The sequence below is a fragment of the Rhizobium sp. NLR8a genome (genome assembly GCF_019685235.1).
Classification (GTDB): Bacteria; Pseudomonadota; Alphaproteobacteria; order Rhizobiales; family Rhizobiaceae; genus Rhizobium.
The window spans coordinates 631,349-643,011 of sequence record NZ_JABDWI010000001.1; the positions used below are offsets into that span (position 1 = coordinate 631,349).

An 11,663-nucleotide genomic window follows, 5' to 3' on the forward strand; every position below is an offset into this window, starting at 1 on the left:
CACAAGGCTTCTTTAATGCCGGCTTGAGACCATATTGCAATTAAGGAAGCTTCCAAGGCTGAGACCGCGTTGTCAGAAAACAAAGCCACACGATCCGAACAAGAGTTCCAGGATCTTCTGCGCCGGCTCGAACTCGCCCTCGATGCATCCCGGATCGGAGTCTGGGAGTACAGCATCGCCAAGGGCGGGATCTTGTGGGATGCGCAGATGCACCGGCTCTACGAAACCGGCGAGACATGCCGACATGTGCCGGCATGGTTCTGGTCGAATGCGATCCACCCTGATGACCGCGAGCGGGCCGAACGCGATTTCGAACAGGCGATCACGGCGCGAGGCGCATACGACTCGCAATTCCGGATCGTGCTGCCGAGCGGCGAGATCCGCCACCTTCGCTCGCGGGCGCATTTCTATGTGGATGCGGAGGGGGCGCCCTCCTTCATCGGCGCCGAATGGGATGTGACGGCCGACGTGCAGCTCAACGCGGAACTCGAGCGACAGAAGATGGTGGCCGAGGCGAGAGCGCTGGCGCTTGAGGAAAGCAATGCGCGCATTGAGCATGTTGCCGATCATGATTACCTTACCGGTCTGCCGAACCGCCGCCTGCTCGACAAACGGCTCGCAGAGCTGCCGGCGGACCGGAGCGTCACGACGCTTGGCGTCCTGCATCTCGATCTCGACCAGTTCAAGCAGATCAACGACAGCCACGGCCATGCGGCCGGCGATGCGGTGCTGCGGGCCGCGGCCCTTCGCATCACCGCTGCCATTCCCGCGAACGGTATGGTTGCCCGCGTTGGCGGCGACGAGTTCGTTATCGTGCTCGTCAATTTCGCCGATCTCGCGGAATTGAGATTGATCACAGAGGATGTTCAGCGGCGGCTGCGGAAGAAGATCCGTTTCGGTCAAGAGATGCTGCAATCCGGTGCATCGATCGGCGTTTCATGGAGCGGCGATCGGCGGGCACGCAACCTCCTGGCCGAATCCGACCTGGCGCTCTATCAAGCCAAGAAGCTTGGGCGCAACCGCATCGAATTCTTTACGAGGCAACTGCAGGAAGATCTGCGATCGAAACGCCGCCTGGCTGAAGAGCTCAAGCTCGGTCTGGATCGCGGCGAGATTGTTCCCTATTATCAGGTGCAGCTCGACGCCCAAACGCGCGAGGTGATCGGCTTCGAGGCGCTGGCCCGCTGGAAACATCCCGAGAAGGGCGTGCTTGCGCCGGGGGTGTTCCTCAAGGTCGCCGACGAGCACGGGCTTGCGGCCGAGATCGACGCCGCGATTCTGAAGAGCGTTCTCGAAGACCGGTTGTCCTGGCAGTTGCGGGGCGTTGCGGTTCCGCGCATCGCCGTCAACATTTCGGCGTCGCGCCTTGCCGATCCGGCGCTGCTCGGCAAATTGAAGAAGCTCGATATTCCGCCGGGCGCAGTCGTGTTCGAGCTGGTCGAGACGATTTTCCTGGACGACAGCGACGAAAAGCTGCTCGATCATATCGATGACATCAAACAGCTGGGCATCGACATCGAAATCGACGATTTCGGATCGGGCCATGCCTCGCTCATCGGTCTCGTCAAGCTGCGGCCGAAGCGGCTGAAGATCGACCGGCAACTCGTTGCTGAGGTCGTCAGCTCGGACGAGCAGCGGCGCGTCGTAGGATCAATCGTCGAGATCGCCAAGGCGCTCGATGTCGAGGTGATCGCCGAGGGCATAGAGACCGAGGCACACGCCGCGGTGCTGGCGCAGTTGGGTTGCGACGGTCTGCAGGGTTATGCGTTCGGCTATCCCGCGCCGGCAGCCCAGACAGACCGGCTGTTCCCTTCGCTCGCGGGCGGAGTGGAAAAGCAAAGGGCAGCGATAGGTGGCTGATTTCCGCTGAAATGCTTCTTGGTCTTCGGGGTTGAGTAAGCGAGAGGTTTCGGCGCGACATTTATTCGCGCCGGCAGGACGATTATTGGGCGCCAAGTAATTTTCTTGAGCTTGCAACGGCATTGTTTCATGGTAATGCGGAAACGAAGCTTACTGAAAACGACTATAAGCGTGGTCAAGACCATCGGCGCTGCTTCTCCATCATTCGCAGGTGCGGTGGCGGTGACCTGACAATTGCTTTGCCGTTGGCGGGATGGACTTGCGGGACATTCAATCTGGGAAGGGCGCATGAATTCGGAATTTGCCGTTCGTTCGATGCGGCCCGGCGAATTGGAACTCGTGCTCGAATGGGCGCGTCAGGAGGGGTGGAACCCGGGTCTCGACGATTCGTTTGCATTCCTCGAAGCCGATCCGTCGGGATTTTTCGTCGGCTCCGTCGGTGAAGTCCCCGTCGGCTCGCTCTCAGTCGTCAAATATGGCGACAGCTTCGCCTTTCTCGGCCTCTACATCGTTCACCCGGATTTCCGCGGCAAGGGCTATGGCAAGGCGATCTGGGAAGCGGGGATCGCCACGGCGGAAGGTCGGACGATCGGTCTCGACGCCGTTGCCGCGCAGCAGGGGAATTATCGCAAGGCTGGCTTTGAGCCCGCCTATTCCACCATTCGTTACGGCGGTGTTGCCTCCTCTTTGCCGGGCTCGACGCTTGTCGCGCAGCCGGCGCTGGATTCACGCCTGGAAGGGCTGCAGCGTTATGATGCGGCGATCTTTCCGCAGCCGCGGGATGCCTTCCTCGCCACGTGGTGCAGCAGCCGTAAGGGGCGGCGTACGGCTGTGGTCCGCAAAAGCCACAAGATCCGCGGCTACGGCACGATCCGCCGCTGCTATGAAGGCTACAAGATCGGCCCGCTTTTCGCCAACGATGCAGACAGCGCCGCGGCGCTGCTTGTCGAATTAATCCCCGAAGCAAAGGGCGCTCAGATCTTCATCGACATCCCCGTCGAAAACCGCGAGGCTATCGCGCTTGCCGAAAGCATAGGCCTCCAGCCGGTGTTCGAGACCATGCGGATGTATCGGGGACCAGCGCCAGCCATCCCGTTGAAGCATGTCTTCGGAGTGACGACGCTGGAGCTTGGTTAGCTAGTCCACGGGCGAGGCGGGCACGGTGGGAGCGGACGCTTTCGGTCGGCCCTTTTCGGCGATCGCGATGCCGCCGAGCGTCAGCATCAGCGCTATCATATGGAAGGACTGAAGCCGTTCTCCGATCAGAACGACGGAGAGCAGTGTTCCGAACACCGGCACGAGATTGATGAAGAGACCGGCGCGGTTGGCGCCGATAGCCTCGACACCCTTGATATATAGGATCTGCGCCAGCAATGAGGGGAAGATCGCCGTATAGAAGGTGATGCTCCAACCGGCCTGGTCCGGCCACTGCGCAACGCCGCGGGCGATCTCCCAAAGAAGCAGCGGCAGCGAGGTCAGCATGGCGGCGAGGGCGGGGAAGGCCATCAGCGTGCGCCAATCCACCGCCGGTTTCCAGCGCAGGAAGATGGTGTAGAGCGCATAGGCGGCAATCGCGATCAGCATCAGCCCGTCGCCCCGGTTGAGCTGCAATTGCAGCAGCGTGGCGAGGTCGCCATGGGAAGCCGTCAGCGCCACGCCCAGCAGCGTCATGCCGAAGCCGAAACATTGCGCCAGCGAGATACCAGTGCGGAAAAAGAAGAAATTCAACAGGAAGATCAGCATCGGAATGCCGGCTTGCTCGATGGCGACGTTGATCGCCGTCGTATATTTTACCGCCGAGTAGAGCATGGCGTTGAAGAGTGTATAGCCGATGGCGCCGTAGCAAAGGAGCAGTGGCAGGTTTTTCCTCGCCACGGGCCAATCCTTCTTCAGTTGCGGCACGGATATCAAGGCGATGAGCGCGACGGCGAGGAACCAACGCAGAAAGGTCAGCATCATCGGGCTGATATGACCGACCGCAAGTTTGCCGGCGACGGAGTTGCCGCCCCAGCAGAGGGTGGCGATGACGAGGCAGATATAGGCTGTGGCTTGCAAGAGCGTGCTTCCTCGTCACTTTGCTAGAGATAATCGGCTTTTTCCCAGGGGAAATAGACTGCCGGCTGCTGATTTGTCACGTAAAAAGCCCAATCGGCTGTGACAACAGGGTCGCTTTCCCAAAAACAAAGCTTTATAGATGCGCGGGTTTGAGCAGGTGCGCGGTTCTCCGCCGGTAACAGGAAGAGTTGGATGACGAACGTAGTCGTGGTCGGTTCGCAATGGGGTGACGAAGGCAAAGGCAAAATTGTCGATTGGCTTTCGGAACGTGCGGATATTGTCGTGCGCTATCAGGGCGGCCACAATGCCGGCCATACGCTCGTCATCGACGGCACGAGCTATAAGCTCTCGCTGTTGCCTTCCGGCGTCGTGCGTCCCGGCAAGATGGCTGTGATCGGCAACGGCGTCGTCGTCGATCCGCATGCCCTGATCGCCGAGATCGGCCGGCTGGAGGCGCAGGGCGTGAAGGTGACGCCTGATAATCTGCGGATCGCCGACAATGCGACGCTCATCCTGTCGCTGCACCGCGAGCTCGACGCGATGCGCGAGGATGCGGCGTCCAACAGCGGCACGAAGATCGGCACGACGCGCCGCGGCATCGGCCCGGCCTATGAGGACAAGGTCGGCCGCCGCGCCATCCGGGTCATGGATCTTGCCGATCTCGACAGCCTTTCCGGCAAGGTCGACCGCATCCTGACGCATCACAATGCGCTTCGCCGCGGCCTCGGCGTCGCCGAGGTCAGCCACCAGGCGATCATGGACGAACTGACCTCGATCGCCGATCGGGTGCTGCCGTTCCGCGACACGGTCTGGCTGTTGCTTGATAAGGAGCGTCGCAAGGGCGCCCGCATCCTGTTCGAAGGCGCGCAGGGCAGTTTGCTCGACATCGATCACGGCACCTATCCTTTCGTAACCTCCTCCAACACCGTGGCCGGCCAGGCGGCGGCCGGTTCCGGCATGGGACCTGGCTCACTCGGCTATATCCTCGGCATCACCAAGGCCTATACGACACGCGTCGGCGAAGGTCCGTTCCCGACGGAGCTAACCGACGAAATCGGCCAGTTCCTGGGTGAGAAGGGGCATGAGTTCGGTACCGTGACGGGGCGCAAGCGTCGCTGCGGCTGGTTCGACGCAGCATTGGTGCGCCAGTCGGTCGCCACCAACGGCATCACCGGCATCGCGCTCACCAAGCTCGACGTGCTCGACGGTCTCGAGGAATTGAAGATCTGCGTCGGTTATATGCTCGACGGCGAACAGATTGATCATCTTCCCGCAAGCCAGGGAGCGCAAGCTCGGGTCGAACCGATCTATGTCACGCTGGAGGGATGGAAAGAATCGACCGTCGGCGCCCGCAGTTGGGCGGATCTTCCGGCGCAGGCGATCAAGTATGTTCGCCAGGTCGAAGAACTGATCGGAGCGCCGGTCGCGCTCCTTTCCACCAGTCCGGAACGGGACGACACGATACTTGTGACCGATCCGTTTGAGGATTAAGGTCACGGCCCACTGTGGAGGACAGTTCGGCAGAAGGCCGGACTTCTTGAGAAAGTAAGAATGGCGGATTTTATTGCAGTTATTCGGCGGGCCGTCGATGGCCTGGCTGAAAATACCCCCGAGATGCGGGTGAAAGTCTACGAGCGTGCTCGCGGCGCAGTGCAGCGGCAGCTCGAGAATATGAAGCCGCGTCCGCCGGAAGCCATGCTGCAACGCCAGCTCGAAAAGCTCGAGGCCGCCATCCGCGAAGTGGAGGCTGAACACTCCGAAGCGCTGCCCCTCGATGAGGCGGCTGGCGCCGGCGCCGCGCCGGAAATCTTGGAAGAACAAGCGGTTCCTGACGAAAGCACGTCGCCGCCTGCGCCCCAGACGGCTGTCGACGAGCCGGCCGGTGAAGCCGATGCGGGATCGCCGACAACCGACGCAGCCCACGAGCCGGATCACCTGGAAGCCGACGCACGGCAGGAAACTGAGGAAGAGGTCGCGGCTGAGGAGCCCCTTTCCGCGGAACCTGAGCCCGAACAAGCACCTGTTTCCGCTGAGACAGCTGCACCCGTCGAGGCCTATTGGCATCCCTCGCATGAGGAGGAGGCGCCGGCCGAGGAATGGCATGCCGGCGAGGCGCGTGACGTCGCCGCCGAAGAAATGCAGCCGGAACATCACGGCTTCGAAACGCCATCTGCCGATCATTCCTACGAGGAAGCCGACGAGCATCGTGCCGATGAGCAGCATCCCCAGGAGATCGCGGCCGAACCGGCGATGGCGGAAAGCCATGAGCCGAAGGCCGAGGCAGCTTACGAGCCCATCGAGTCGTTTCAGCCGATCACACGCGGCATGGAGCATGCATCCAACCGGCTCGTGGAGCCGGTCGCCGATTTCGATCGGGCGGAATTCGTCGAACATAGCCGCGAGGAGCCGCTGAAGGCGGATGCTGCGGGACATTTCGATCCTGTCTGGGCCGAGCCTGCCGTCGAGACGCCGGCTCCGGCGCCCAAGGATGCTGAGACCGAATGGGCCGAAGAGGAGCTCCGGCAATATTCGGAAACGGCGCCGGTCACCGGCGACGCTTCGGCGCGTGCCTTCGAAGACGTGATATCGAGTCTCGAGAAAATGGCGCCCGCCGCTGTCATGCCGGCCGCCAAGGAAGCTTTCTCCTGGGAGAAGGCTGCCTTTGACGACCTGCCGCCGATCGAGGCAGGCACCGACAAGAAGACGCCCGTTTCATCGCATTTCGACGACGTTGATATCTTCGCGGAGGTGCACGACGGCAAGCCTACACCCCCCGCCGGCGCGCCGAGCGAGGAGTGGCGCGAAGCGAAGGCCCTGCGTGGCTATGACCGCCGCGGTCCGATCGCCGCCGACGATGACGACGCCAATCCGGCGATGGATATCGATCAGATCGTCGCCTCGAAGCTGCAGGGCAAGAATTTCCGCATGGAACCGAAGCGCCGCCGCTTCGGCATCGGCACGATAATCACTCTCCTCTTCGCGCTTATCCTGATCGGTGGCGGCGCCTATGCCGGCTGGATGAACAGAGAAGCGCTGGTGGCGATGGTCGATGGGCTTGTCAGCTCGGCGCCATCGCAGGCTACGAGAAACGAGGCGGCAATGACGCCGGCGGGGTCCGAGACGTCGACTCAGGCCACGCCGACTCCAGCCCAGCCAGTTGCGCCGGAAGCGCAGAATCCGCCGCCGGCCGCGGCACAGCCGAACCAGCAAGTGGCGTCATTGAACAATGACGGCGCGGCGGCCAATTCCAAATTTACGCAACGACTGCTTTCCGACGGAACTGAAGTCGATAGCGGTCCGGCGACGGTGCCGGGAACGCCGACTGCCGAAGGAAAATCGGTGGCCGAACAGAATGTTGCGGCAGCGGATACGCCGCCCGCCAGCGCGCAAGGCGATGCGGCCCCGCCCGAAACGCTGACGCCGAACGGTCCCACGGCATCGCCGCAGCAGGCTGCGCCGGTCGGTTCGTCGGAAAAAATGTTCCTCTATGAGGAGCGTATCGGCCAGAGCTCGCCGACGGCCATCGAGGGAACGGTCGTCTGGAGCGTCCAGCACGAGGCCGGCCAGGACGGCCGGCAGGAGGCGACGGTGCAGGGCAACGTCAGCGTTCCCGAGCGCAACCTCTCCGCTCTCGTTACCTTCAAGCGCAACTCCGATCCGTCCCTGCCGGCAAGTCATCTCGTCGAGATCGTCTTCTCGGTGCCGCCGAATTTCGAAGGCGGCAGCATCGAGAGCGTCCAGCGCATTTCGATGAAGCGCACGGAACAGGATCGCGGCGACGCGCTGATCGCGGTTCCGGCCAAGATCACCGATGATTTCCACATGATTGCGCTCAACGACTATCCCGATGCGCGCAAGGCCAATCTCGATCTGTTGTCGACCCGCAACTGGATCGATATTCCGATCACCTACCGCAACGGCCGCCGTGCGCTGCTGACAATGGAGAAGGGGGGCACGGGAACGAACGCCTTCAATACAGCCATCAAGGAGTGGACTGCACTCGGGGATGTCTCCACGAGCCAGTGAGTGGGTTCTCGATGCCTTGTGCCACCGGCCTCCTCATTCGCCGGCTGGCTCCCGCTGGCGTCGAGCCACAGGTCTCGACCCGTCCTTCGGACCCCCGCTGGGGAGAAGAGAATCGTGGCAAGCTCCTGTCTTTCATAAAGCATTCTTTTTGGAAATGAGGGCGAGCAGCTTGCTCCTCCTCTTCTCCCCAGCAGACGGTGGCCCGAAGGGTCGGATGAGGGGGGCTGCACGGCACCCCTTTGACGTCCTTCCCGCAGGCGTCGCCCGCTACAAAACAAAAACGCCACCTCCCGTCTAGGAGGTGGCGTTTGCAATTCTCGAGCTCAGCCGATCAGGCCGTGGCTTCGACGACGCGAATGGCCTTGGCGCGTTCCAGGGCTTCCTTGCGAACAGCATCCTGCACCTTTTCAAAGGCGCGGACTTCGATCTGACGGACGCGTTCGCGGCTGATGTCGAACTCGGCCGAGAGATCTTCCAGCGTCACCGGATCCTCGGCAAGGCGGCGGGCCTCGAAGATGCGGCGCTCGCGTTCGTTCAGAACACTCATTGCTTTGGCCAGCATGCGCCGGCGGGTTTCGAGCTCATCCTGTTCGATCAGCACGTCTTCCTGGCTCTCATGGTCGTCCACAAGCCAATCCTGCCATTGACCGCTGTCGCCTTCGGCCGCCTTGATCGGCGCGTTCAGCGAGGCGTCGCCGGAGAGACGGCGGTTCATCGAGATGACCTCCTCCTCCGAGACGTTCAGCTTGGTGGCGATTTCCGAGACGTGCTCCGGCTTCAGGTCGCCGTCGTCGATCGCCTGGATGCGGCCCTTCAGCCGGCGCAGATTGAAGAACAGGCGCTTCTGGTTTGCGGTCGTGCCCATTTTCACCAGCGACCACGACCGTAGGATATATTCCTGGATCGAGGCCTTGATCCACCACATGGCGTAGGTGGCGAGGCGGAAGCCGCGTTCGGGATCGAATTTCTTGACGGCCTGCATCAGACCGACATTGCCTTCAGAGACGACTTCGCCGATCGGCAGGCCGTAGCCGCGATAACCCATCGCGATCTTCGCGACGAGGCGAAGATGGCTGGTGACGAGTTTATGGGCAGCGTCGCGGTCGCCATGCTCGGCATAACGCTTGGCCAACATATATTCCTGCTGCGGCTCCAGCATCGGGAATTTGCGGATTTCGTCGAGATAACGGTTGAGACCGGCTTCGCCGGCGGTAATGGACGGCAAGGTATTTCGGGCCATAGTGCACCCTCCTAAAGTGAATTCCGGCTCCCGATGGAAACGCGCCCCCGCGTTAAAAGGCGAACCGGGACGTGCGGCTTTTGTTCCAAGCCCGCACTAAGTCCATATACAGATAAGTATGGCGAAACGGCGGTTCAAGGTGCCGCTCACGCAGGTGTGAGGCGGCGAGAGCGGTGTCCCGAAGCCGCTTTATCGTCGCAATGCCTCGACCAGTTTCACCATATCGTCCGGCAGCGGTATTTCGAAATGCTTGAGTTCGCCGGTGCGGGGATGCTCGAATTGCAGCATGAAGGCATGCAGTGCCTGACGGCCGAAACCATTGACAACCTTGCGGATCTCTTCGGGCAGCAGATTGGCCTTGGTCCTGAAGCCGGCGCCGTAAACGATGTCGCCAACGAGCGGATGACCGATATGGGCCATGTGCACGCGAATCTGATGGGTGCGGCCGGTTTCCAAGTGGCACTCGACCAGCGACGCGAGCGCGGTCGCGTCAGGGTTCTCCTGGAAGCGCTCGATCACTTCGTAGTGGGTGATCGCCGCGTCGGCATCCTGGCTGTCGGTGCGCTTGACGGCCCGGCGGGTGCGGTCGCCGGTGGCGCGGCCGAGAGGCGCATCGATTGTTCCCGACAGAGTGCGGGGACGGCCCCAGACGACTGCCCGGTAAGCCCGCTCCAGCGGCATGCTGCGGCCGTGGTCGGCAAATTGAAGCGAGAGGTGGCGATGGGCGACGTCGTTCTTGGCGACGACCATGACGCCTGTCGTGTCCTTGTCTAGACGATGGACAATGCCAGGTCGGCGCACGCCGCCGATGCCGGAGAGCGTATCGCCGCAATGATGGATCAGCGCGTTGACCAGAGTTCCTGTCCAGTTACCGGAGCCGGGATGGACGACCAGACCTGCCGGTTTCGATATGACGATAAGGTCATCGTCCTCATAAAGGATGTCGAGCGGGATATCTTCGCCCTTTGGGGTCGGGTCTTCAGGTTCGGGCAGGGTGATTTCGAAGCTGTCGCCGACGCGCACCTTGCGCTGCGGATCGGTAACCTGCTCGCCTCGCAAAGAAACCAGCCCCTCCTTGATCAGCGCCTTGATGCGGCTGCGGGAAAAATCCTTACCGACCTGCGCGGTCAGCCATGCGTCGAGCCGGCCTTCGGCGGTTTCATCGGCGGTCAGGACTTTTCTAATGCCGGCTGCTTGTTTAAAGGGGTCGCTCAAGACGCTTCTTCTCCGACGTATTTTTAGAACGGAACGCACAGATGACCGCAATCGAGCCAGACGACCAGGAAGAGAAGCCCCTTGATCCGGCGATGGAAAGTGTCCGGCGCAAGATGGTCCGCCTGCAGATTGTATCCGGCGCCATCATGTTCGTCAGCCTTATGGCGGTCTTCGGCGCTGTTGTCTACAAGACGATGCGCGAGCCCAAGGAGACCGCGTCCACTGCCGCAGCTTCCGGTGTGCCTTCGGATGCACCGCTTGCTGCGACCCTTTCCCTGCCGCTCGGGTTCAAGGTGCAGTCAACCTCGTTTTCGGCGGGACAGATCCTGTTCTATGGAGAAACGGTTGAAGGCACGAGGAAGGCGCTGGTATTCGATCTGAGGACCGGCCGCACCGTCGCCGACGTCACCGTCGCCGGGAATTGAGGCGAGATGGCCCCGATCGTCATCGACAGCGCCGACGACCCACGCATTGCCGAGTTTCGCGATATAAGAGAGCGTGACCTGACGGGCCGGGAAAACCGCTTTATCGCCGAAGGCACTGTCGTGCTGCGCATGCTCGCCGTGGCGCATGCGGCACGTCGCGGCTTCTCGGCCGAGAAAATCCTGCTGCTGCGCAATCGCGTCGACGGTCTGCAATCCATCCTCGAACGGTTTCCGGCTAGCGTGCCGGTTTATGTCGCCGAGGCTGAAGTGCTCGATGGTGTCGTCGGCTTTCATCTGCATCGCGGCGTTCTCGCCCTCGGCAAGCGAGAGGACTGCGGCGAGGCAGCACTTCTCGACGCATTGCCGGAACGGGCGCTGGTGCTGGTCGGCTGCGGCATTTCCAACCACGACAATGCCGGCTCGATGTTTCGCAATGCTGCCGCCTTCCGGGCGGATGCCGTGCTGCTCGACGAAACCTGCTGCGATCCGCTCTATCGCAAGGCATTGCGCGTGTCGGTCGGCTCGGTGTTGAGCGTTCCGCACCGGCGCGGCGGCAAGGCGCTGGACCTGCTTCTGGCGCTTGCCCAACGTGGGTTTGCGATCTGGACGCTGTCGCCGCATGGGAAGACCGACATCCGCGCCATTCCGGCCGGGGCACGCATGGCGCTCGTCATCGGCACGGAGGGGGAGGGCTTGCCGGAGGCACTGCTGGCGCACTTTCAGAGCGCCCGTATCCCGCAATCGGAGGAGCTCGACAGTCTCAACGCGGCGACTGCGACGGGGATCGCATTGTTTTCCATGGCCTCCGCCATGGGGCGGATCTGACGTTTGGAACGACGCGC

At 62.0% G+C, this 11,663-nt stretch carries 9 protein-coding genes; 6 read left to right on the forward strand and 3 right to left on the reverse strand.

Annotated features, from left to right (window positions below; genetic code table 11):
* Positions 1–69: 69 nt before the first annotated feature.
* Positions 70–1,860, forward strand: coding sequence for a bifunctional diguanylate cyclase/phosphodiesterase (locus HJC04_RS02850; protein ID WP_210630066.1), 1,791 nt, complete (start codon positions 70–72; stop codon positions 1,858–1,860).
* A gap of 288 nt (positions 1,861–2,148) precedes the next feature.
* A complete protein-coding gene (locus tag HJC04_RS02855) occupies positions 2,149–2,997 on the forward strand; it encodes a GNAT family N-acetyltransferase (protein WP_221144655.1) in 849 nt (282 codons plus the stop codon).
* Here the strand turns inward: HJC04_RS02855 and HJC04_RS02860 are convergent, their stop codons facing one another.
* Complete coding sequence (locus tag HJC04_RS02860; RefSeq protein WP_221144657.1) at positions 2,998–3,915, reverse strand: DMT family transporter; 918 nt, start codon at positions 3,913–3,915, stop codon at positions 2,998–3,000.
* 192 nt (positions 3,916–4,107) lie between these two features.
* Here HJC04_RS02860 and HJC04_RS02865 point away from each other — a divergent pair, with 192 nt between their 5' ends.
* Complete coding sequence (locus HJC04_RS02865) at positions 4,108–5,406, forward strand: adenylosuccinate synthase (RefSeq protein WP_210630071.1); 1,299 nt, start codon at positions 4,108–4,110, stop codon at positions 5,404–5,406.
* Between the two features lie 60 nt (positions 5,407–5,466).
* On the forward strand, positions 5,467–7,941 hold the full coding sequence (locus HJC04_RS02870) for a hypothetical protein (protein ID WP_221144659.1): 2,475 nt from the start codon (positions 5,467–5,469) through the stop codon (positions 7,939–7,941).
* Between the two features lie 331 nt (positions 7,942–8,272).
* On the opposite strand, the gene rpoH is transcribed toward HJC04_RS02870, so the two are convergent.
* Both rpoH and HJC04_RS02880 read right to left on the reverse strand, forming a co-directional pair.
* The gene (gene rpoH, locus HJC04_RS02875; protein WP_020922112.1) at positions 8,273–9,181 is read right to left on the reverse strand and encodes an RNA polymerase sigma factor RpoH; all 909 of its coding nucleotides are present in this window, start codon (positions 9,179–9,181) and stop codon (positions 8,273–8,275) included.
* Positions 9,182–9,370: 189 nt separating this feature from the next.
* Complete coding sequence (locus tag HJC04_RS02880; protein ID WP_221144660.1) at positions 9,371–10,396, reverse strand: RluA family pseudouridine synthase; 1,026 nt, start codon at positions 10,394–10,396, stop codon at positions 9,371–9,373.
* A gap of 41 nt (positions 10,397–10,437) precedes the next feature.
* Between HJC04_RS02880 and HJC04_RS02885 the strand changes: the two genes are divergently transcribed.
* The gene (locus HJC04_RS02885; protein ID WP_064804557.1) at positions 10,438–10,821 is read left to right on the forward strand and encodes a hypothetical protein; all 384 of its coding nucleotides are present in this window, start codon (positions 10,438–10,440) and stop codon (positions 10,819–10,821) included.
* 6 nt (positions 10,822–10,827) lie between these two features.
* Entirely contained in the window at positions 10,828–11,646 is an 819-nt protein-coding gene (locus tag HJC04_RS02890; protein ID WP_221144662.1) for an RNA methyltransferase, read from the forward strand.
* Positions 11,647–11,663 lie beyond the last annotated feature (17 nt).

Coding starts and splice junctions, on each gene's coding strand:
- HJC04_RS02890 (WP_221144662.1), top strand. CDS start 10,828: ATGGCCCCGATCGTCATCGACAGCGCCGACGACCCACGCATTGCCGAG.
- HJC04_RS02865 (WP_210630071.1), top strand. CDS start 4,108: ATGACGAACGTAGTCGTGGTCGGTTCGCAATGGGGTGACGAAGGCAAA.
- HJC04_RS02855 (WP_221144655.1), top strand. CDS start 2,149: ATGAATTCGGAATTTGCCGTTCGTTCGATGCGGCCCGGCGAATTGGAA.
- rpoH (WP_020922112.1), bottom strand. CDS start 9,181: ATGGCCCGAAATACCTTGCCGTCCATTACCGCCGGCGAAGCCGGTCTC.
- HJC04_RS02885 (WP_064804557.1), top strand. CDS start 10,438: ATGACCGCAATCGAGCCAGACGACCAGGAAGAGAAGCCCCTTGATCCG.
- HJC04_RS02870 (WP_221144659.1), top strand. CDS start 5,467: ATGGCGGATTTTATTGCAGTTATTCGGCGGGCCGTCGATGGCCTGGCT.